Here is a 22,177-nt window from a genome sequence, read left to right as displayed (position 1 = left end):
TTCGCAGAGACCTAGCTTATGTGGAGAAGGGGTTACACGTCGAGATCCTCGTCCAACGTCGTATTGGTCACCGTACTGCCTCTTGTGTAAAAGAAATATTGCAACCGTCGTTCCACGGAAACTCCGCGCGATCCCGACAACGTCAGTATGAAATTGGTCTTACACCCTAACGTTCTTTAGGCCGCCTGCCAGACTTGGTTCAATATCCGCGCAGCAAGTGCAGCTTTGTCTTGCGGCAAAAAACGACCGTAGTGGTGCGCCACCATATCGGGCGTGTCCTGGATCGCGTAGCTTGCCTGCTCATATGACCCAGTCTGTTTCAGGATGTGCGTCGCCAGCACGTCACGAACATTGTGCGGGCCATGAGGGAGGAGACCGGGGATCGCGCCGCGCTTAGTATATGGATTGTAAATGCCATATCGCTGGATGGTTAGGCGCCACGCCTCATAAAATGTGTTTCGATCGTATGCGGCGTCCTTGCTGGTCGCTTTCACGGTTTTGATAAAGAAGGTGCCGGGGTCTTCCGACCCTCCAAGCAGCACTTTGCGATGGCGATCAATATACGCCTCAATGTTCTCATACAGACCGCCCAAGTTCGGCAGGACGAGCCTAAATGGCTTACTCCCGAAAAAGGACGAGTTCGCGTTCTTGAACGCGACTGAAGGAATGAGCACCTCCCAGCCCCTTTCGCGCTCGCTCCAGCGGAGTTCACCACACTTCATGTCGGCAAGCTGACGCTCAGACCGCGGCAGTCTGCCGCGTTCACTGACCATCAACTGACGAAGGTTCTTCTGTCGCAACCCAAGATGCAGCCCGAACCTAAGCATCAGGAACGAGCGGACTGCTTCGGCGGCAGGACGGCGATGGATGCGCTCATCAGGCATGAGCCGAAGAATCTCTTCCGTGATCTTTCGATACTCACCCACTGGGCTATCAGCCTCCAGCACAGGCATGATTGGTTCAAAAGGATCACGATGCACACGTGCGATCCGCTGAATCTCCTTCACGCGGGAGGAGGCATGCTTGAAGTAGACATCGCACGCGTCCTCCCAATCGCTGCGGGCGCGATCAATGTCGGTCTGTGAAACAAGTCCATTGATCGGGCGGACCCGCGACGCTAGGTGGGGTTGCTGCCTCAGCCAGCCCGTCTCCCTGCGGGTGAGCGCGAGCGAAATTCGCAGCATGTCCACCTCCCATGCAGTGTAGAACCCGCGCCGTCTCTCGCGCCATTGGACATACCAATCCCAGACCGAGGGGAAGACGAGTAGGCCGAAAGACAAATGCTGCGTCGGCACGCCGTAGCCGCGTACCGGGCCGCGTGGATGCGCGGCCAAAGCGCCGAACATCAAACCGAGATGCTCAACCTTCTGCGATGCCGTTTCCTCGCCCCAGACACCGTTGCGCTGTAGACCGAACGCAGTGAGTGTCGCGGTCTTGAAGCGGATCAGATCCGCCATTTCCATCGCAAGGACAGGCGGGGCGTCTATGACGCCGGACATCAAGTCGGGGTCAGTTAAAAGAGCACCATCATCGTCATGGTGCTCACGCCGAACTCGATAGCCGTCATTTGCGGCATCCGACTGACCATAGGCGATACCCGGGAAACGGATGGCGTAACGCTGCTTCAACGCGGCCGCCTGGAATTTCCGGTAATCAGTTGACCCGCTGATAATCACGCGCCGAACCCATTCAAGAATCTCTTCCTGCTCCTCGGAGCGACGCGTGTTGAAGTCGTCAGGCAAATGCCACGCAAGCCGACGGCGTTCAGCCGAGCCGATATCATCGAGAATGTGACCGGAGGCGGAGCGCGTCTGAAGCGTGAGTTTCGCTTTAAAATACCCTGCCGAAAGACGATAGCGACGCTCGATTCGAGCTAGTACTTCCATGCTCGCCACGCTGCGCGGCGATTTTGATCCCTGGAGCCAGTGACGAATTGTCGAGCGGTCGAGACTCTCGTCGTCTCGGACAACAGCACGATGTAGATGCCAATAGCTGTCGCCATGGCGGCGCATCTGGAATTCCAGCGCCGCCTGGAAGCTTGGGTGATCAAACGCTTCCTCGAAAAGAGGTGGTGGGAACTCCTCGATAGCGCGCGGTTTTATGCCGGTCTTTTGCCGGTCTACTGCAGCCTCCCGCTCCGACCGGTCGAGCTTTTTTTTACGACTTGGAACTGGCGCCTTCCCTGCCGGCGGCTGCGGACCTTCCGGCGCATGACGCCGCGGTTTCGCGTTGCGACGGCACGCGATGGTCGCCCGCTTTGGCGCGTTTTTCGTATTTCGAGCGATCGCATCCAATGCTGGTTCGATCGCGGTCCGGGCACATCGAAGTGTCTCACCGTCGAGATCGCAAAGAATGCCGATTTCTTGCCAATCATAGCCGCGCAGTTTTCGTGGCGGTGTTTCAGCACAGGAGATCAGGTTGAGCAGAAACGCTCTGATGCGCGCGCTTTCGTGAGGGGGGAACAGCGGGTTGATACGGATACGGCAGTAATCAGAGATTTTGCGGGAAAGCACTCGGGTATGCGAAGTTTCAGTCATGCAAACAAGCGATGGGGTTCGTCAGCGACGGTGGGTTGAGGGAGTGCGCGCACATACGCGATTCTTGTCGCTTGGGAGGACCAAAGCGCATGTATCTGACAGAAATGTCGCAAAAGGCTTATATGAGCACGAGCTGGAACTTAAGAGGGCCGCGCGGGACCCTCTTCCGAACTAAACCCGCAGTGGAAGGCGTGATCAGATTCCGTCATGGCAGCTATTCATGTTCCGGCCTCGCTCGCGAGCACGCGCAATTCGGTTGGTGCAGTATGGCAGAAAGTTCGAAAAGCTTCCAAGAACCCCAGCCAACAATTTAGTTAACAAAATCAAATAATTGGCTTGCTGCGCCACAGGGCCTGTAACGGCCAGACGTTCTCAAATCGTCCATGCGATCCAGGCAGCCCAGACACCTCAGCTCGCCTCGCGCATCGCTTCCGTTCTTGCTGGCACGTCTGGACGAACTGGGCAAACGATGGCGCAAGTGGGCGGAAAGGCCGTTAAGAACTGCAGTTTCTACCGTATTGCCCGCGGTCGATAGCCCTGGGAAGTTGGCGCTTAGGCTGAACGCGCTTCGCTGGTTGTTACGAGTGCCGAGTTGGCAACCGGTTGAGGAGCCCTGCGAAAAGATTGGCCGGAGCCGGCAATGTCATGCGATATAGCTTGAAGACGCTGCTGCAGCCGTGACGCGACAAAATCGAGGAAGGCGCGTAACTTCAACGGCTGTTGCTGGTGCGGGGCATGGACCAGATGCACGGGCATGGGCGGAGGTGCCCGATCCACCAATATCGGCAAGAGTGACCCCGCCCTGATGCTTGCCACTGCCTGGTAGGACAGCACGCGGGCAATTCCGACCCCCGCGACCGCGCCGCCCACGACGCCATCCGCAGTGTTGACCGAGAAGCGAGGATTGATCGTCACTTGCTGCTGGGCATTCCCGTCCATGAAGGGCCATTCCCGATAGCGTTGCAGTCCTTCAAACGCGATGCAGTCGTGTTGGGACAGTGCATCGGGCGTCTCCGGCTTGCCTCGCCGTTCAAGATAATCAGGACTTGCGCAGACGACCCATCGTATTTCGCCGACTCTGCGAGCCACCAGCGAGCTGTCAGGCAGGCGGCCGATCCTGACCGCGACATCGACGTGAGTTTCGATGAGATCGATGGTGCTGTCGGATAGCACAAGGCGCACTGTAACGTCGGGATAGGCAGCAAGGAAATCGTGGACGATCGGCGCGACATTGAGTGCGCCGAACGCGATGGGCGCGGTCACCAGCAACTCGCCGCGCGGCGCACGATATTCCCCCGAGGCGGCGCGCTCTGCCTCCGACAGCTCCTCAAGCACCCTCCGGGCCGATGCGACATAGGCCGTGCCAGCTTCCGTGAGCAGGAGTTTACGGCTTGTCCGGACGACGAGCTGCGAACCGAGAAAGCTCTCGAGGTCGGAAACGCGCCGGCTGACGGTGGGAAGGGGAAGGTTGAGGGACCGGGCGGCCGCGGACAGACTTCCCCCATCGACCGCAGCGATCAGCGTGCGCATTGCCTCGAACCTGTCCATCTTCCCTCTCGTTTTACGGAAGTTAGGCTTTCGAAACTAGCGCCTGCCTGTCGGATACGGAAGGGGGTACTTCAATCCTGCAACAGCAAGAGAACCCGTTCAGGAGAAAAGCTCATGTCCCGAATTCCAACCCCCGCCACCGAACAGACCCCCGAAAAATCCCAGCCCCTGCTGGCGGCGGTTCAAAAGCAACTCGGCACCGTGCCGAACCTGTTTCGTATCGTCGCCAACAGCGCGGCGGCCCTGGAAGGCTATCTCGGCCTCTCCGGTGCCCTCGGCAAAGGTGCGCTAGCCGCGAAGACCCGCGAGCGGATCGCGCTGGCGATCGCCGAGGTGAATGATTGCGGTTACTGCTTGTCCGCCCACACTTATATCGCCCGCAACCTCGCCAAGCTCGACGACGCTGAAATCACCGCCAACCGCAATGGCGCCTCCAACGATGTCAAAGCGGATGCAGCAGTTCGCTTCGCCGTAAAGATCGGGCGAGGACGCGGACAGGCGAGCGACGCCGATATCGCGGCACTCAAGCAGACGGGATACTCCGATGCGGAGATCGTCGAAATCATCGCCCATGTCGCGCTCAACACCTTCACCAACTACGTGAACGAAGCGCTGAAGACCGAAATCGACTTCCCTGTCGTGGCAGTCCGGACGGCCGCCGCCGCCTGATCCTTCCCCCAGCTCAGTAAGAAATCTTGAGGGCACGAAACCGCGTCCTCAACCCTTCCTCACGCCCTGAAATCAAGGAGCCTCCAATGACCATTCGTTTCAACACCGTCGACGTCGACGGCCTCAAGCTGTTCTACCGCGAGGCCGGCGATGCGAGCCGCCCGACGGTGCTGCTGCTGCACGGCTTCCCGAGCGCGAGCCACATGTTCCGCGACCTGATCCCCGAACTCGCCGAGCACTATCATGTCGTCGCCCCGGATCTGCCCGGCTACGGCATGACCGAGCAGCCTGCCCGTGACCAGTTCGGCTACACTTTCGAGAACATCACAAACGTCGTCGACCGCTTTACCGAGGTTATCGGTCTGACTAGGTTCGCCATCTACGTGTTCGACTATGGCGCTCCGGTGGGCTTCCGACTGGCGGTTAAGCATCCCGAGCGGATCACCGCCATCGTGACCCAGAATGGCAACACTTATCTCGAAGGGGTATCGGACGCCTTCGCGCCCGTCATGACCTATTGGAACGAGCCGACCCAGGCCAACCGTGACGCGCTGCGCGGCTTCCTGGCGCCCGAGACTACCTTCTTCCAGTATACGCACGGCGTCGACGATCCGAGCAAAGTCTCGCCCGACGGGCGCAACCTCGACGACTTCTATCTGGCGCGTCCCGGCAATGACGAGATTCAGCTCGACCTGCTGCTCGATTATCAGACCAACGTCGCGCTCTACGACATCATTCAGGCCTATCTCCGTGAGCATCAGCCGCCGGTGCTGGCGGTTTGGGGCAGGAACGACCCGTTCTTCATCCCGCCGGGCGCCGAGGCGTTCAAGCGCGACGTGCCGACGGCGGACGTCCGCTTCGTCGATAGCGGACATTTCGCGCTCGAAACCCATGCCGTCGAGATTGGCGCCGCGATGCGCGAATTTCTCACCAAGCATATCGGCTGATTCCCCGTCCAGGCGCCGGCTGCCCTTTGGCGCCTGGACTTTTACCCGAGGGGACGGTGCCGACCGTCCGAGACCGGAGAACCAACATGACCAACGCTCGTGACACCGTTCGCGACTTCTACGACAAACTTTCCAAAGGTGACGCGCCCGGCGCACTTGGCCTTATGGCGTCCGACATCGAATGGACGACGATGTGGCATTACAAGGTGGACGGGCGTGGCCCGGAGAACGTCGCCGAGGGCCTTTTCAAGCCGCTGATGGCGGAATGGTCGAGCTTCTCTCTGGTGCCGACTGAATTCATAACTGAGAACGAAAATGTCGTTTCGCTCGGAGATTTCACTGGCATCCACGGCTCGACCGGCAAGGCATCGAACGCCCGTTACGCACATGTCTGGACGGTTCGTGACGGCAAGATCACCGCGTTCCGCCAGTATATCGACACGCTGGCCATCGCCGAGGCCCGCGTCTGATGGAGCGCGTAGCGATCATCACTGGTGCAGTCGCGGTATCGGCCGCGGAACGGCCGTCCGGCTGGCTCGCGACTTCGGAGCCCTGGTGCTGGTGGCACGAACCCGTAGCTAGGACGGGCTCGTTTCGCTAGCCGCTGCGGCGAAGTCGGAACTGGCAGATCGATGAGTCGGGGGAAAGGCGGTAGCGCTCTACCGGCTCGAACGAGCGGGCGGCGGCGTAGTTTGGGGCCACCATCGGATAGTCAGATGCTAATGCCCCACTGTGCCCGGAATTCATCTGGTGTGAGGCCCTAGTGCACGCCCTATGCCGCTTCAAGGACTTGAAGCGCTTGCCGTCTTCAAGGCAGATGATGAAGTCAGGCGTGACCGACTTTTTGATACGCTGTCGAGCCGTTTGACGACAAGTCAGGCGAGTCCTGCCAACGGTTGCGGAACTTGACTCTAGCTTTCTTGTTGCTCGACATCACTTCTTTGGAGGATGATTCCAAGCGGAGTCACCAAGGCCCTATGAAAGGCAGCGCCAAGATGGTCACACGCGGGTTTTCAGGACGTCGGCCGCCGGCTGGCGACGCGCGCATACCCCCAGGACAACACCTCGAGCACGGATTCCCCGTCCTGTCGGCCGGGCCGACACCGAGGTTCCGCACTGAGGACTGGTCGTTTACGCTCAAGCACGGGCCGCGGCCGATCAAGAAGTGGAACTGGGTAGAGTTCAACGCCCTGCCCGTGACGAAGATGACCCGCGACATCCACTGCGTGACGTCTTGGACCAAGTTCGACACACCATGGCAGGGCGTCCTCGTCGACGACATCCTCGCCGACGCGGGTGTCGAGCCGCCGACCGCCTTCACGCTCGCGCACTCCTTCGACGGGTATTCAACAAACGTGCCGACCAAAGACTTGGTGGTGGGCAAGGCAATGGTCGCCCTGCTTTACGAGGGGAAGCCTATCCCGGCCGACCACGGGGGGCCGGCGCGGCTCCTGGTGCCGCATCTATACTTCTGGAAGTCGGCGAAGTGGGTGAACGGCCTGCAGTTCACTGAGCGCGACGAGCCCGGATTCTGGGAATTGCGAGGTTACCATATCTACGGCGACCCATGGCGCGAGCAGCGCTACACGAACGACCCGTGAGCGAGGTCAGCGCACCGCAGTCGCCTTGGCAAACGGCGACAATCGCCCGCATTTTGAGGCGTACGCCCCGGGTCGTCAGCTTCTTCCTCCAGCCGTCGCAGCCGTTCGTCTATCGCGCAGGCCAGCACATCGACGTCAAGCTCACCGCCCCTGACGGCTACGAGGCGCGACGTTCCTACTCTATTGCCTCCGCGCCCGAGGCTGGCGAGCAAGTTGAGGTCGCGATCGAGAGGCTTGATGACGGCGAGGTGTCGCCGTTCTTCCATGACGTGGCGGCGGTCGGCGATGAAATCGAGGTCCGCGGGCCGCTCGGCGGGCACTTCGTCTGGCCGGATGGCGACCAAGGACCGGTCCTGCTTGTGGGTGGTGGCTCCGGCGTCGTTCCCTTGGCTTCGATGGCCCGCCATCGCGCCACTCTTAGCTCGGAGGTACCGGTAGCCTTAGTCTATTCTGCGCGAACTTGGGACGAAGTCGTCTTCCGCGACGAGCTGATCGAACTCGACAGCCGCGGCGACGGTTTCAACCTGACGCTCGCGCTGACGCGGGAGGCCGCCCGCCGCCCTGCCGACCATTCCCGGCGGATCGACTTGCCGATGGTGACGCAATCAATAGCATACCTCCCCAGCCCGCCAGTCGTCGCCTTTGTCTGCGGGTCCAACGCGTTTGTAACGGCCGCCAACCAGGCGCTAATCGACGCGGGCGTCCCTGCAAGGATTATCCGCACCGAGCGTTACGGCGTTTAAAGAGTGAACCGCACGCCTCTCTCAGCAAAGCAAACAAGGACGTACGAGACGCAAGCACCGAAATACCGCCAGCAGGACCAACCAGGCGCGACGGCAGTCGTGACCCTCTGCCTTCGGAGGACATCGGCCAACCTCTTGATCAAAATGGAATTTCGACTATTTAAGCCGCGTGCCGTCGATAGCAGAAGAAGGCCTCTTTGATGGTGGGTGTTGCGATGTAGCGGTCTACCGACTCGCTCCCCCGTGCTAACGGAGCACCACTGCGGAGACAGGTACCCCGAAATTATTCAGAAGCGCGCGCATCTCGACTGGAGGTGCAAGACAGAAAGTTCGAAAAGCGTCCAGGAACCCCAGTCGATGGCCAATTGTAGAACCGTCTGACGTTCGGGTTGGGGCCGAAACCGGTCAGGCCGCTCGCAGTCGAATGGATCATGAAGCAGACGCTCGGTTCAAATGAGAGATGATGCTTGGAACCTCCGCCCGCTCCTGTGCCTACGCGCGCGGCGCCCTTCCGCGCGAAACGAATTTCGGCACATCGGCTCGATTGCCGGCAACCTCGGCCCCTGCCCCACTCGTTCAGCAACTGTCCTGTCCAACGAGGATGGTTCAATGCAGTTGACGATTAGGCCTCGCCTTGTACCTGCTTGCGAATATCGTCAGCGAGTGGGTGCAGCGCTTCAGAGGGCAATGAGCCCACAAGACTGTAACCCATACCGTTCGACGCCCAAGCCCAGCCGTCAACCTTGCCTTGGGAGTGGGGCGTCATCGTCCGCGTCTGGTCCACGGCCATCGGTCTTGTCAACATGACAAGGCGCGTGCCCTGGTCATTGTCATACATCAGCATCAGGCCGGCGCCGTGAGGTGTGGAAACGACGCGACCGCCCATCAGCCGATAGCCGGACTTCGACAGGTCTGGCAGGACCGGCTTGCGCCCCATCCGTTCAGTCGACCAGTCAACCAGTTCTACCATATTGTCGGCCCGGAGCTCTACCGGCCTCGTCCTGTCTCCCGCGTAGGTGGCGAAACTGTCAGAGGCTTCGCGAGCGAGGGCGACCACACCTTCGCTTGGAGGGACCATCATATCGCGCATGTACCAGCCGCCGGATCCGCCGGCGAACAGAAGCACCGCGGCGGCGGCGGCAAGCCGCCAGTTGGAGACCCTGCTTTGCCGTCTGGTGGCAATGATGTGGTTGAGATTGAGCCTTGATGGCACAGGCTCGCCAGCGATGGGGTCAAAGGCGCCCTGCAAAAGGGTGCGCTGGACGGAATAGGAGGCAAAACGATTGGCGACATCCGGGTGCTTGTCGAGATACGCGGAGACTTCCTCGTTTCGGGCAGCGTCAAGCCGGCCGTCGACATAGGCGTGGAGATCGTCTTCGGTGATTGGCCTATCCGTCATTTCACTCTCCGCAGATGTGAGCCCGGTCTAACGCCCCTGGCGGGGCTTTCCAAGATCTGCCGCAGGCGCTCACGCGCGCGCGACAGTCGCGACATCACGGTTCCGATTGGGATCGCCAGTACTTCGGCGACCTGGGCGTAGCTAAGGTCTTCGACAGCTACCAGCAGCAGCACGCTACGCGGTTCCTCCGGCAGTTGTTGGATCGCCGAGACGACGTCCTCTCTTGCAAGCTCGTCCTCCTGCGTCGGCGGATGCGCCATGAGATCGTCTGCGATCTCTTCTATGGCAACATGTTGGCCGCGCCGGGCCGTCTGCCGCAGCCGGCTGACTGCAAGATTGTGCAGGATCGCGAACACCCAGGTGCGGGCATCATCATTTCGGCGCCGGTGCCAATGAGAGATCACGCGTTCAAGGCAGTCCTGCACGAGATCGTCAGCAGCGACCGCGTCGTGAACGAAACCACGGGCATAGCGTCGTAGTGCCGGGATCATCGGTTCGACCTGGAAAAGAAGATCATCCATCGCACATCTGCTTCCGTGGGTTGGCCCGCCTCGACCGAGGCGGGCCATTTTCACTTACTCTGCCTGAACCTGAACAATCTTACCGGGCTTGCCATCAGCAGAGGTGGTGGCAACGACGAGATAGCGCTTCTCGTCCTTGTGCTTGGCTTCGACGATCTGTCGGATCGGACCGACCGCGTTGACAATAGCCGAACCGGCGGGATTGGTCATGAATGCTGCCAGGTCCTGAAGCTGACCGGTGCCATCGGGCTTGTCGGAAAGCGCAAGCACGTAAGGCATCTTCGGAACGAGGCCAGCGACGGCAGCCTGCAGAACCTGCGTCAGCCCCTGATTGAAGAGCGTGACGCTCGTCGACTGCTGCTTGTCCTTGTCACCCTTGGCCGCAAGCTTCAGGTGAGCGGCGTCTCCCGCCCCACCGAGCGGAACGAGGTTTTGCATCCCATCGCCTTCAGGCACAGCGTTCGGGACGTAGGCGACCGCCTGCGGCGCCTGGCCTATCGGGATGTTGGCGATAACCTTGTTGGTCAGCGTGTCGATGACGGCGAACTGGTCGGCATTCTCGAGGCCAACATACACGCGCGTGCCATCGCCCGACGGCCAGATGCCGTGCGGCAGGTTTCCGACCGGTATGGTCGCGACCTGCTCGAAATTATCCGTGCGATACACCTTCACTTCGTTCAGGCCACCCACGGTCACGTAAGCAAAACCGCCGTTTTTGTTGACGACGAGATTGACGTGGTTGGTGATCGGTCCGGTATCGATGGTCTTGATGAGGTCAAAGGGCGCTTGGGCGTTGAAGACCTGGGTCTTGCCGACATCCTTCAACGTGAACCAAACCTGCTTGCCATCGGCGGAAGCGGCAATGTTCGGGCAGAATGGGCTTTCCTGCTTCACATGGCCCACGATCTGATGGTCTGCGACGGTGACGACGGCGACATCCGGATTGAAGGAAGAGCAGATATAGCCGTATTTGCCGTCCGGCGAGAAGATCTGCATCCCGGGGCCAGGAGCGACCTTGATGCGGGTCTTTTCTTCGAAAGTGCTCGCGTCGATCACGGAGATATAGTCTTCGCCGCGGACCGTCACCCAGACTTCCTTGCCGTCGGGCGTAAAGAAGGCCTCATGCGGGGACCGACCGACATAGGTCGTGTGCTTCACGGCATTGGTCGCCGTATCGATGAAAGTAACCGAATTGGAGCCGATCGACACGATCGCAAGCGTCTTGTGATCCGGAGAGAAACCCATGCCGTGGACCAGCACCTGACCCTTGTAGAGGGGGCTCAGGTTGCCGGGCTGTGGATCGCCCAGTTTGATGACGCCGAGGAGTTTGTTGTCGACCGGGTCGGAAACCGACACCGTGTTGGAGAACTGCTCGGCCGCATAGACGCGGTCCTTGTGGCTGATCGGAATGTCGGGGGCGGAGGCAAGGCCGGGCGCCTGGCCGGCAAAAGCTGCCACGGGGGCAGTCATGGTGCTTGCCAGAAGAGCAAGGATCTTCAGGTTGGTTCTCATGTCTCGGTCCTTTTCAGTTGGCCGGTTTCATCGTCATCATCTGCATGGCCGGGGCCTTTGATGACGTCTCTTCGTGAGGGCTCTGTGTTGTCTTGGCATCATTGGGATCGACCTGCGTCGGCACCGCGTCCGAGGCGGGAAGCGGATCGCCCAGCGCCATGCGCATGGCCGCGATTTCCTGTTGCTGATCGACAATGATTTCTTGCGCGATCCGCTTGAGTTGCTCGTTGTTGCCGTAGCGCAGGTAGGCGACGGCCATGTCGATCGCTCCTTGGTGATGCGGGAGCATCATCTCGACGAAATCGCGATTGACATCGCCTGTCGGCTTGGCCGCCATGTCGTTCATCATTTTCACCATGGCAGCGTCGTTTTCCTGCAGAAACGGTGCTTCGTCCGTCGTGCCGGAAACCGTTTCATGGTGGGCAGGCACATCCTGGGCAAAGGCCCACACCGAGACGACGGTGAGCAGCGATGTGGTCACCAGAATGCTGGTACTGCGAAAAAAGGCGGTCATTGTTATCTCCTGATCTCTCTCGAAGAGTTCAGAAGCGTAGACACCGGCGAGGGCGGATTATTCCGGGCGAACTGAAATTTTCTTGGCGATGCCGTGCCGGGTCGCGGCGGCGTGGGATATTGAGATGATGATGCGACACCGGCGGCCTTGGGCGCCGTCATCTGGAATCCATGCAGACCGCTGGGAAGCTTTACCTCTTAGTCGGCGCTTATCTCGCCTTTCGCGCAATCAGGCAGCGCTAGCGACGCATGCCCTGTGATACTTCGAAGGGCATTGCCCTTCCGGGTGAGCAATCTGTTCGATAACAAATCCCTGATAATCGTTTCGGAAGCCTGAGAAACGCGATCACGACGGGTCCATGGTTCCGAATGCGGCTACAAGCGCGATAACGACGGCGCCAAGCAAGAGCTCGAAGGTAGCGCCGGCCAACAACGCGGTTTCTGCCTCGCTGCGCTTTCTGCGCAAGAGGGGAACGAAGACATAGCGATTGACGAGGGCCACGAGCGACATGATCGCGACAAGTCCGATCTTGATGAGGAGCCTTGCCTGATAGGGCGACCGCCAGTCTGTCGGCAAATGACCGAGGATGAGCAAGCTATTGGCCACGCCGCTCAAGATCGCCAGTGCGACGGCAACGTGCCCTAGCGTGGAGAAGCGGGACAGCACGACCAATGCTTGAGGACGATGAGCAACGTCGCGTGCCGCCCGCATGACAAATACAAAACCAACAAGACCGCCAAACCATGCTCCGGCGGAAAGAACATGGACGATGTCGATGCCGGTATGAAGAGTGCGCTCAAAGCCTGTCCTCATTGCTGCGTGCCCTGTCAGGGAAAGGCTCGCCAAGGAACAGCCGGCCAAAACCGCCGCAAGAGTATGGCGACGTGGCATGAGCCAACGGGCCAGTCCAAGCAGTAACGAACCTGCGGCGAGCATATCCCATGCCCTTCCACCGGTCGTCAGCGTGAGAAACGGCCAGAGCGTTTGCGGGTCAACGGTCGCGCGCCAATCATCGGTCACAACAGCGATCTGCGCCGGAAGGACGACCAGGACGCCTGCCGCCACCATCATTGTGCAAATTGCGGAGACCCCTGAAAAGCGCCGCACCAGGAGGGCGCATAAGGGTGGCGGCGTAGCGGCCGAAAACAACCCGCAACATCCCCAGAGCAACATGAGGGTGGTGTCGATAACGGCACGACCCAAAATCCAAAGCCCATGCGGATCGATCAAGGCTTGACCGTGAAGCTGTAGCTGCCTTCGGTCTTGTGACCGTCGTTGGAAAGAACATGCCATTTGACCGTATAGTCGCCAGGCCTGAGCGCCGATTGCAGAGGAATGGTGAGGGTTTCGTCTTCGTTCGACAGCTGCGCCTTGCCCGACGAAACCTGCGAACCCGAAGCGTCCTGCAGATTGGCACCGGAAAAAGCTAGGTTCAGTCCCTCTGTAAAGTCGAGCGTCACCGCCATCGGCGAGGTCGATATGATCGCCTTGTCGGCGGGCGTGACGCTCTTGAGATGGGCATGCGCGAACGCCGGGCCGGCTGCAAGAAAGAAACCGAGGCCGGCGAATGCGAGGAAAACGGAAGCATGTTTCATCGATATGTCCTTCCATGCGTGGAGTGATTCCACCCATGTGGACATCCTGGAAGCGCGATTATTCCATCGGACAACGAAAATTGCCGCAGGTAATGTTGCAAGAGAGACGAGGCGTTCGGGCAGAAATTTTCTTATGGCAGCCCGGACATTAAGGGGTCCAAGACGATGGTTTTCATGAACGTGTGAAAGGTCGGCTTCTCCAAACCCAGCAATTTCGACAACTATTGTGGGTGATACCTTACGTTCGACGCCTATTGGCGGAGAACAGAGTATGATGCACTAGCTCTCGGCCCCGGGGATTCGTCTGTTTTTTGGGGAGCCTGCACAACAGTCTGCAACGAGCGATATGAGGGCGCGAAGCTGCCGTTCAAAACATGGTGCTTGAAGTCGTGCCGTCGCGCTATTGGGCGTAACGTGCCAAGGGGGTCGATCCCTTCCAGAGCCATGCAAAAACCGAATCTAGTATCCTATTTTGTCCATGAGCACCCGCAATTCGGACTGCGGAGCGACCCAGAAAGTTCGAAAAGCTTCCAGGAACCCCAGGGCAATTGGAGGCCAGATCGAACGTTGCGACCCACGGACATCGTAGCGAACGTCCGCAATGAAGCGGCAATTGTCGGCGGCAAAAGGGGGTTCGAATCGGACTGTCGGCGGCTCCGTCGTGGGAACGAAAACAGAAGAGAAGCAGAACTTTCGTGTGCGATTTTTGCACACGCCATCTCGTAACTAGTTGATTGTATTTATCTATCTGCCTCATCCATCATGGGTGCAATAGCCAGCCTATGATCTTGATTGTTCAGCATTTTTTCTTAACATCAAATTGTTGACACCTGCCGAACGCAGACGAATTTTCGCCAGAATACGACCCTTTTCGCGACATTTCGATCTCTCAGTACAAACCGTAGCGACCTTTGCGACGGACTTGGACACGCCAGGAACCGGACGAGAGTTTAGTGTAGGTGGCCATTTTTTTGTGTGCGCTACGTCAGCGAGACCCTCCTGCGCCCCGACGCAGCACGGCGCTGGGCAACCGCAACCGTGTGCCAAGTCGATCGCGGTGAGACGCCGACCAAGTTCCGCACAGCGCCCAAAAAACTCTTCGGCGAACTCATCGGCCTTCATATCGACGACATGTGCGATATAGGCAAGTCCCCTCGCCGCTCCAAGGCCGCATCCGGCAAACCCAAACCTTTCGCGCCCAGCTCCTTGGCGTAAGCAAGATTTCCCACGTTTGCGGGTCCAACGCCCACCACTTGCGGCCGTTTCTATACTGAGCAATACTGCTATTGGGGAAGTGTGGGTTGTTGGGGGCGTACTATGCCAATTTACGATGTCGCAGAGATGCGCCTCGATCGAATTATTAGATCGAGGGCGGTCGAAGCATGTAGTCCAGACGCGGCTGCATTGATCATGAATTCGCGCAGATCAATCTCCCAAAAATGGGAGAAAGATTGGGTCCGCGTGACTGACGAAAATGATGGGCGAGTATTCGCTTTTACAATCGCCAGGCGCGAGCGGATGGCCGACGATAAGGAAGTCGACGATCCGTGTGCGTGAGGTGCGGCAGACCTGAGAAGCGGACCGTCCGGCGGACACCATTCCGGGCAACCTCCAACGGAAATTAGCCAGTGCAACGGTCGGATGACGTAGCAACAACTCGCCGGGCGAAGACCCCTGCCACCTCTAGCCCGGCGAGCCTGCTACCCGATCAGGAGCGTGATCAGGGCCCGGGATCACCCGGTGCCCCTGGTCCAACGCAAGATCGATGCCCAGCGCCCCTGTCCCGAAATGGGACGATAACGCCATATCGAGCGCCTTCTGCTTGTCTTTGGTGGTGAACAGCGGTGCTCCAGTGCGCCTGTCGAAGACGTTGACCAGTAGGTCATTGCAGGCTTGTCGGGCATCAACGGCCCTCCCGTCCTTCATATGCATGCTTCGCGCATATTGACATTGGCGCATACGTCGACCAGCCGGCGGCGCCGTGCTCACAAACAGCCCGTCGGTTAGGCCCGGTTCCTATTCACATCCCAACTTATAGGCGCCGGGCCGTATATGGAGGACCCTCATGGAAGCAGTAGGCCTTTACCGGTGCCCTGGAATTCCGCCATTTGCCTGCATTGTAGAGCGGGCCAAGGCTAGTTACATCAGCCGGGACGCCTACAGAGCCGGCGGCTACAAGCCAGACTTCGACGCGTTGCCTTGGGAAGCTGAGTACAGGGCCGCAAAACAAAAGGCCTAGGAGGCAAAGAAACCTGCCCCATTCCTTTGAATGAGCGGCGGATCGTCGCCGGTGACATCCTTTACCGTCTTAAACAGCGCCTCATGCGTCCTTTGGGGAGCTCGGAAGTGCTCGCTGGTTGTGGGGATATAAGCCGCCTCACGATGTTCTTGTGGAGCGCTTCCGCCGCCGCCACCAAGCACTCCATTCAGCCTGAGATAGCTGCTTGGAAGATGTGGCTCTGGCCATTGGCGATCTCCATTTGGCGGTCGCCGCAATGGAGAATTATATTCCTCTACTCGATCGAGCGCGCAAGAGCGATGATGCAGTTATCAACTGCGGTCGCCTGGAGGCGCGGACCGTCGAGCCCCTCCACCAGCCTTTGCCGCCGCACCGACAGCCGGTGGCTGGGTCAACCGGCCCTAAGGGCCAGTTATAATCCACGGGTTGGTATCATATCCCAGGCGCGGCTTATCCGGCTTTGTTCCGTCCGGCAATTTCGCTGTTCCGGTCAAGTTGCAGTCAAGCTCTGGCCTCGGCCTCTTGCTCGAATGCTTGGTAGAGCAAAGGGCCGTAGCATCACTGACGGCCACCTTCTTCTCCTTGGCAACGGCGACTCCAGTCGCAGCGATCACGAGTGCCGAGCAAACTATAACCACTCTCATCGTAATTCCCCACGGTTGCGCATCCCCAAGATGCTGGGAGTGACGTTACGTCAGTTTTATATTAGCGCAAGCGAATATTAAGACCATGCTCGCTTTGGGGACAAGGCTGAATCGAAGCCCGCCCCAGACAGTTTTGCCCCAGTCCGAGGCGGGCTGTGGAAGCGCGCTCGGCACGAGCTTTTTCGATCGTCGCGAAGCCTTTGCCTCCTGCTGGTTCCGCGCGGTTTCCGGAGATCACGGGTGGCGGGTATGCTGCTGATCAGACGATGCGCAACAGCTCGCGCAGGCGGACCGGTAATCTGGGCGAGGCCTGTAGCTCGGCGCAGCTCGTCTCCCATTGCCGCAGATATTCACCAATGGCCAGGCCGCTGCGGCCGGGCCAGCGGTTGAGTGCCCCCAGCGCCTCGAGGCAGTCCGGCGCGCGGTCGTATTCGGCGAGGATGGTCAGCGACATAGCCTGGGCGAACGGATTAAGGGCGGGCATTTCGATTTCGCCGCGATGATCGGTGAACCACGCCGCGGCGTCGCGGGTGAGCCCCTGGCTATCGGCGAGAGCCGTATAGCGGTCGACGATATCCTGGCGGTATCGGGCGATGGCATCGCCGAAGGCGTTGTCGCCGGCGAAGGGCGGGGCCTCCTTCCAGCTTCTCGCCAGACGCCCAAGCCCGCGCAGCGAGTGGGCCTCCACCATGGCTTCCTCGAGCCATTGGCAGGGCGGCGCCGGCCTGGCGTCCGGCTGCCAGCTGTTGCAGAGAACATGGCCGAGCTCGTGGCCGAACTGGTAGGCGAGCTTCGACCAGTCCCGCTCCCCGATGTCCACGATGATCCAGGCCATGCTGGTGCCGTCCGGATGCAGCCAGATGGCCGGCGTGCCGGAAGTGTGTTCGTCGACACGCAGCCGCGTCGGCTGGCGGTCGGAGACAAGGCGGACGCCATCGAGGCAGGCATGCCGCATGCGCTCGACGACCTGATCAGCCGCGCCCTCAAGCATGCGGCCCCAGTCGCCGGCAAGCTCGATGGGCGCGGTCAGGAGGGTTGGGGGATGGTCGCGGGGCGAGCCAGGTGTCATTGCCGCGGAACTCTTCTGCGACGTACTCCGTTCTGCTACTAGTGTAGACCCCAACCCGATCGCCGCAAAGGCAATAACCAGTTCTGAGAATTCTCGCCTTCTCATCAACCGACATCCAGCCCATGATGGGCGTTGGTGAGGATGGAATTGTAGCCTAGATTGGACATTTTTCAGAGCAGGAGAGCTATGGCTGTTCGGCCCGGTGGCAGTATTTGGCCTTGGCCGAGGCTTACGCTCCACGCGGATCTGAAGCTTGCTCCGATTTTTCGTAAAGCTCGATCATCTGGCGGACACCAGCACGCAATTCGATACGCGGCTGCCAGCCGAGGGCGATGAGGCGGCTCGAATCCAGTAGCTTGCGCGGCGTGCCGTCTGGCTTCCGGTTGTCGAACTCGAACGTGCCCTTCCAGCCGGCCAGTTCGGCGACCAGTTGATGCAGTCCCAAGATCGAGATTTCTTGACCGCTGCCGACATTGACCGGACCTGCCTCGTCATACGCCCGCATCAAAAACAAGACCGCATCGGCGAGATCGTCGACGTGCATGAATTCGCGCAGTGGCGATCCGCTTCCCCAAATCGTGACTCTGTCGCGTCCGCTATTCCTAGCATCGACGATCTTGCGCACAGTCGCCGGAAGCACGTGGCTTGTCTTCGGATCGAAATTGTCATTCGGACCATAGAGATTGGTCGGCATCGTCGAGATGAAACTCGTCCCGTATTGTTGGCGATAGGCATCGCACAGCATGATGCCGGCAATCTTGGCAATTGCGTACCATTGGTTGGTGGGTTCAAGCGGCCCCGTCAGCAACGAACTCTCGGAGATAGGCTGGGCGGCGAATTTCGGATAGACGCACGACGAACCGAGCAGCATGAATTTTTGGGCGCCGGCGGCAAACGAAGCTTCAATCGTTGATAGCTCGATCGCAAGATTGTCCTGCAGGAAATCGACGGGGCTCTCGTGGTTAGCAAGAATTCCGCCGACGCGCGCGGCGGCCATGAAGACTAAGTCGGGACGCTTGGCCTTTGCCCAAGCGGCGGTCGCCGGGCGGTCGGTGAGGTCGAGTTCGCGGCGCTCCGCTGTGAGGACGGTTACGCCCGGAAGGTCGGAAAGTCGCCGCACCAGCGCGGACCCGACCATCCCCCGATTCCCGGGCACCCAAATCCGCTTGCCTTCAAGAGACGTCACAAGTTGCGTCCAGTGGGCTCAGTTCGATGCCATAGGCTCTGCAATCCGCCTCGACCATCTCTGACACAAGCTGATCGAAAGTGGTCGTAGGCGTCCAGCCCAGCTTTTGCTGGGCCTTCGAAGCATCGCCTATCAGTAGTTCCACTTCGGTCGGACGGAAGTATCGCCGGTCGATCCGGACAAGCCCCTTGCCGGTCTCAGAGTCGCGGCCGACTTCCTCGATACCGTGCCCCTCCCAGGCGATCGCCCTGCCGGCCTTTCGAAAAGCCAGTTCGACGAAACTGCGCACCGAGTTGGTTATCCCTGTCGCTAGCACGAAGTCGTCGGCTTCGTCGTGCTGCAGAATACGCCACATCCCTTCGACATAGTCGCGTGCCGAGCCCCAATCGCGCCTGGAGTCGAGATTTCCGAGATACAGGCATTCCTGCTGGCCAGCGAGGATCGCAGCGATTGCGCGGGTCACCTTGCGCGTGATGAACGTCTCGCCGCGGGTCGGACCCTCGTGATTGAACAGGATGCCATTGCTGGCGAATAGGCCATACGCCTCGCGGTAGTTCACCGTGATCCAATAAGCGTAGAGTTTGGCCACTGCGTAGGGAGAGCGCGGGTAGAACGGTGTTGTCTCCTTTTGCGGAACTTCCTGGACGAGACCGTAGAGCTCCGAAGTCGATGCCTGGTAGAAGCGTGTCTTCTTCTCCAGCCCCAGGATGCGGATTGCTTCAAGGAGCCGGAGCGTTCCAAGTGCGTCGACATTCGCCGTGTATTCTGGCGTGTCGAAAGACACCTGGACATGGCTCTGGGCGGCGAGATTGTATATTTCGTCGGGCTGCGTGTTCTGCAGCAGGCGAATGAGGTTCGTCGAATCCGTCATATCACCGTAGTGAAGGATCATCTGCGGGTTCGCCTCCTGTCGCTCCTGATAGAGATGGTCGACACGTGCCGTATTCCCGATCAGCGAGGCGCGCCGCTTGAGCCCGTGGACCAAATAACCCTTCGCCAGAAGCATTTCGGCGAGCAGCGCGCCGTCTTGTCCCGTTACGCCGGTGATGAACGCCGTCCGCTGGCCCGCAGTCATTTCTGAACATCCGATGATGAAAGCGTCTTCACAGGGAAGTAGGCGCATAACGTAGGAAGCACGGCGGGAGAATTCACCATCGCGAAAACCTACCTTCCGAACGCACGACGAGAAAGTAGAGCGTACTGTATTGCTTCAGCTCGGCCAAGCTGGGACAAAAATAGGTGTTGCTGCCTTCTTGCCTCGTCGTGACCATAACCGCTGCCAGGAGGATGTACTACGGAAAGTGACGCATCCCGTACGACTGACAGTTTGTTTGCGAAGCAGTATGCGCATGCCGCCCAATCGATGCCCCAGCCGAGATTATTGTTGGTGTAGTCCAGTGTACGAAGGAATCTGACGACCGAAGATTTCAACGCCCATACTATACAATCTGTCATCGCAACGATCTTTAGCGCTGGATCGCTAGTATTCATAATGTCGACATTCTTTGTAGGAAAAGCCGTGCTGTCAATTTCTGGAGACCAAATTCCCAGAGATAAGTCGCTATAGAATCTTTTGTAGCATAAATTAACGAGTTCGCCGGAATCATCGACAAACACGTCTCCTTGTATTTGCAAAAGAACATCACCATCGAAACACGCGAGCGCTTGCTTAAAAGCCATCCCGTAATAGTGATCGTTGTCTATTTTGATCCAATCGCCCTCAAGTACACCATCAGGAATAGGATCAAGTGAAGAGTCAAGTACAGTAATTTTGGCAGACATTCTTCGTGCCTGATGGTAGATTCTAGCAACGTTACTAACCTTATTGGGCCAACAAAAAATAATTGTGTGCACCCGCAATCCTTGGTCTGTCGCTTGGCTATTCAAGGTACCTCTATCGAAGTTTGCCGCCGGTCGAGGAGGCTACCCAGTGCAAATTTCATATATGATCGAGCGGTAATATGAGGCAATCCTGAGGCGGAATCAACAACTGAGGAGTGACTGCTCCGTGCCCACTTCACGGCCAGATCATCCCCTTCAACGGCCTTGGCGAGGAACCTGTACGGTTTGGCTGGCTCCATCAGCGCCGCGTCGCAACCATCTCATTAAGTTGTACTCGGACGCGTGCGACGCTTACCGCAGGCCGCTCGCGAGATTTGTTCGTCATCTTCGTTGAGATTAGAAGCCGTCCAGCGCGCGGGCGCGCGCGCTCTATCGGGTGCGTCCGTGTTGCTTTCCGGCATCCTTGCAGTCGCTGCAAGGGGGTCAAAATCGATGGTCGATGTATCAAGTCAGTGACATGTGGCCTGAAGCCTTCTCCTCACACCAGGAATTCTTGGTCAAAGACGACTCCTGGCGATTCTCAACAACCACGAGAGGCGGTATGCAAACAAAAGAGTTAAGAGACGGTATGCTCGATTCATTGCGCAATCGACACCTTCATTCGGCGTTTTGACATCGAAGTCAGGAAGTCGAGAAGGCTCGATCGGATGGAAGACGCGGTCCAAACATACATGTCGAGATAAGACCGGGAGCACCATCGGGAACTTTCTCCTGGGCTGATTCGCTTCATTATTTGTTCAGCAAACTTTCCGTTGGACAGCAATTACTTCTTGGCGCCCATTGCAGTGCCCCACGACCATATCGAACAAGCTAAGGCGGTGTGTTGACGAGCATTTGAACCGGCAATGGCGCTGGTCATGCACCGATTTGCGCCATGTCCCACAGACACATCGCCTTCGATGCGTAGTGTTCCTCCGGCATGACTAGGAGTGGCAGGGGCAATGAGAATGGCGGTTGCTGTAAGTTGAGAAATCCGAATCCGCCCGTTTCCCGCGCAATGTCCTGTGCCGAGGTCGAATGGCTTGAGGTGAACAGCCAGCGCGCGCCGGACTTCTTGAAGTTGCGTAGCACGCGCCAAATATCGGGCTCGGTCAGATGCTGCAGACAGTCGCGTGAAAAAATGAGGTCAACGTTCGGCAGTGGCTCAGCAGCGAGATCGAGCGCGTGAAATTCGCGATCCGCATATCGCATGCCGTTCGTTTCGATGACCTCAGGCACGATATCGCAGCCAATGTAGTGCGTTTTGCCCAAGTCAACGAAGCGCATCCAGTTGAAGTCACCGCAGGGCGCATCGAGCATGGAGTTCACATCCAGTGCGCGCAAAAGCATCGGCAGTACGGTTCGGACACGATGCGTCGTTGCGTATGCTGAACCGAGTCCGGAGCGCGATTCCTCGGAGCCCCACTCGTTGCTTTGGTAAATGCGCGCGAACGCTTCGCGGGAATCATCAGGCGTGCTTTGCGTCATCGAGTGCACCTCATGTTACTCGTCGCATCGACATTGGCGCGCGACAACATCAAGATCCCAACGCCCCGTAGGCGGGCTTTGTCAGTATCTTCACCTTCCCTTGCACGTGCGCGCGTCGAGCCAATGCTGTCTGTTGTGCTTCCA

General features: G+C 58.9%; 20 protein-coding genes and 1 pseudogene. 6 read left to right on the top strand and 15 right to left on the bottom strand.

Translation table 11 applies throughout. From position 1 onward, the window contains the following. Window positions 1–176: 176 nt before the first annotated feature. Window positions 177–2,537, bottom strand: coding sequence for a hypothetical protein (locus JG747_RS21070; protein WP_202359959.1), 2,361 nt, complete (start codon window positions 2,535–2,537; stop codon window positions 177–179). A 552-nt stretch (window positions 2,538–3,089) separates the two neighbouring features. After that, a complete protein-coding gene (locus JG747_RS21065; RefSeq protein ID WP_202359958.1) occupies window positions 3,090–4,085 on the bottom strand; it encodes a LysR substrate-binding domain-containing protein in 996 nt (331 codons plus the stop codon). Window positions 4,086–4,199: 114 nt separating this feature from the next. Between JG747_RS21065 and JG747_RS21060 the strand changes: the two genes are divergently transcribed. The 4 genes and pseudogenes from JG747_RS21060 to JG747_RS37860 form a co-directional block, all read left to right on the top strand. After that, a complete protein-coding gene (locus JG747_RS21060) occupies window positions 4,200–4,754 on the top strand; it encodes a carboxymuconolactone decarboxylase family protein (protein WP_202359957.1) in 555 nt (184 codons plus the stop codon). 86 nt (window positions 4,755–4,840) lie between these two features. Then, entirely contained in the window at window positions 4,841–5,701 is an 861-nt protein-coding gene (locus JG747_RS21055) for an alpha/beta fold hydrolase (protein WP_202359956.1), read from the top strand. Window positions 5,702–5,787: 86 nt separating this feature from the next. Beyond that, window positions 5,788–6,171, top strand: a complete 384-nt coding sequence (locus JG747_RS21050) for a nuclear transport factor 2 family protein (RefSeq protein WP_202359955.1) — start codon at window positions 5,788–5,790, stop codon at window positions 6,169–6,171. Further along, window positions 6,168–6,280: pseudogene (locus JG747_RS37860) on the top strand (SDR family oxidoreductase); the annotation flags it as partial. The gene JG747_RS21050 and the pseudogene JG747_RS37860, both read left to right, overlap by 4 nt. A gap of 18 nt (window positions 6,281–6,298) precedes the next feature. Here the strand turns inward: JG747_RS37860 and JG747_RS21045 are convergent. Next, the gene (locus tag JG747_RS21045; RefSeq protein ID WP_446720618.1) at window positions 6,299–6,520 is read right to left on the bottom strand and encodes a MucR family transcriptional regulator; all 222 of its coding nucleotides are present in this window, start codon (window positions 6,518–6,520) and stop codon (window positions 6,299–6,301) included. Window positions 6,521–6,696: 176 nt separating this feature from the next. On the opposite strand from JG747_RS21045, the gene JG747_RS21040 reads away from it, so the two are divergent. Further along, window positions 6,697–7,302, top strand: a complete 606-nt coding sequence (locus JG747_RS21040) for a molybdopterin-dependent oxidoreductase (RefSeq protein ID WP_202362329.1) — start codon at window positions 6,697–6,699, stop codon at window positions 7,300–7,302. Then, window positions 7,299–8,045: a ferredoxin reductase gene (locus JG747_RS21035; RefSeq protein WP_202359954.1), complete on the top strand. Its 747-nt coding sequence runs from the start codon at window positions 7,299–7,301 to the stop codon at window positions 8,043–8,045. Before JG747_RS21040 ends, JG747_RS21035 begins: the two co-directional genes overlap by 4 nt. A gap of 622 nt (window positions 8,046–8,667) precedes the next feature. Here JG747_RS21035 and JG747_RS21030 read toward each other — a convergent pair. From JG747_RS21030 to JG747_RS20975, 12 genes are all read right to left on the bottom strand, one after another. Continuing rightward, window positions 8,668–9,444 (bottom strand): anti-sigma factor family protein, encoded by a 777-nt coding sequence (locus JG747_RS21030; protein WP_202359953.1) that lies wholly within the window; start codon window positions 9,442–9,444, stop codon window positions 8,668–8,670. Further along, entirely contained in the window at window positions 9,441–9,965 is a 525-nt protein-coding gene (locus JG747_RS21025; RefSeq protein ID WP_202359952.1) for a sigma-70 family RNA polymerase sigma factor, read from the bottom strand. Before JG747_RS21025 ends, JG747_RS21030 begins: the two co-directional genes overlap by 4 nt. Window positions 9,966–10,019: 54 nt before the next feature. Next, window positions 10,020–11,477 carry a YncE family protein gene (locus JG747_RS21020; RefSeq protein WP_202359951.1) on the bottom strand — a complete coding sequence of 486 codons (1,458 nt, stop codon included), beginning with the start codon at window positions 11,475–11,477 and terminating at the stop codon, window positions 10,020–10,022. Between the two features lie 13 nt (window positions 11,478–11,490). Then, window positions 11,491–11,991: a DUF305 domain-containing protein gene (locus tag JG747_RS21015; protein ID WP_202359950.1), complete on the bottom strand. Its 501-nt coding sequence runs from the start codon at window positions 11,989–11,991 to the stop codon at window positions 11,491–11,493. A 345-nt stretch (window positions 11,992–12,336) separates the two neighbouring features. After that, on the bottom strand, window positions 12,337–13,221 hold the full coding sequence (gene copD / locus JG747_RS21010) for a copper homeostasis membrane protein CopD (protein ID WP_202359949.1): 885 nt from the start codon (window positions 13,219–13,221) through the stop codon (window positions 12,337–12,339). Continuing rightward, the gene (gene copC / locus JG747_RS21005; protein ID WP_202359948.1) at window positions 13,218–13,586 is read right to left on the bottom strand and encodes a copper homeostasis periplasmic binding protein CopC; all 369 of its coding nucleotides are present in this window, start codon (window positions 13,584–13,586) and stop codon (window positions 13,218–13,220) included. The genes copD and copC overlap by 4 nt, the downstream gene beginning before the upstream one ends. A gap of 1,683 nt (window positions 13,587–15,269) precedes the next feature. After that, window positions 15,270–15,518 (bottom strand): hypothetical protein, encoded by a 249-nt coding sequence (locus JG747_RS21000; RefSeq protein ID WP_202359947.1) that lies wholly within the window; start codon window positions 15,516–15,518, stop codon window positions 15,270–15,272. Window positions 15,519–16,728: 1,210 nt separating this feature from the next. Beyond that, window positions 16,729–17,538, bottom strand: a complete 810-nt coding sequence (locus JG747_RS20995) for a hypothetical protein (protein WP_244748174.1) — start codon at window positions 17,536–17,538, stop codon at window positions 16,729–16,731. 229 nt (window positions 17,539–17,767) lie between these two features. Beyond that, a complete protein-coding gene (locus JG747_RS20990; protein WP_244748172.1) occupies window positions 17,768–18,676 on the bottom strand; it encodes a GDP-L-fucose synthase family protein in 909 nt (302 codons plus the stop codon). Window positions 18,677–18,710: 34 nt separating this feature from the next. Further along, the gene (gene gmd / locus JG747_RS20985) at window positions 18,711–19,799 is read right to left on the bottom strand and encodes a GDP-mannose 4,6-dehydratase (RefSeq protein WP_202359945.1); all 1,089 of its coding nucleotides are present in this window, start codon (window positions 19,797–19,799) and stop codon (window positions 18,711–18,713) included. A gap of 89 nt (window positions 19,800–19,888) precedes the next feature. After that, on the bottom strand, window positions 19,889–20,506 hold the full coding sequence (locus tag JG747_RS20980) for a hypothetical protein (RefSeq protein ID WP_202359944.1): 618 nt from the start codon (window positions 20,504–20,506) through the stop codon (window positions 19,889–19,891). Between the two features lie 915 nt (window positions 20,507–21,421). Then, window positions 21,422–22,033 carry a class I SAM-dependent methyltransferase gene (locus JG747_RS20975; RefSeq protein ID WP_202359943.1) on the bottom strand — a complete coding sequence of 204 codons (612 nt, stop codon included), beginning with the start codon at window positions 22,031–22,033 and terminating at the stop codon, window positions 21,422–21,424. Between the last annotated feature and the right edge of the window lie 144 nt (window positions 22,034–22,177).

Origin of the sequence: Mesorhizobium sp. 131-3-5 (assembly GCF_016756575.1) — a bacterium.
Taxonomy (GTDB): domain Bacteria; phylum Pseudomonadota; class Alphaproteobacteria; order Rhizobiales; family Rhizobiaceae; genus Mesorhizobium; species Mesorhizobium jarvisii.
This window is presented reverse-complemented; position numbering and strand designations above follow the sequence as displayed.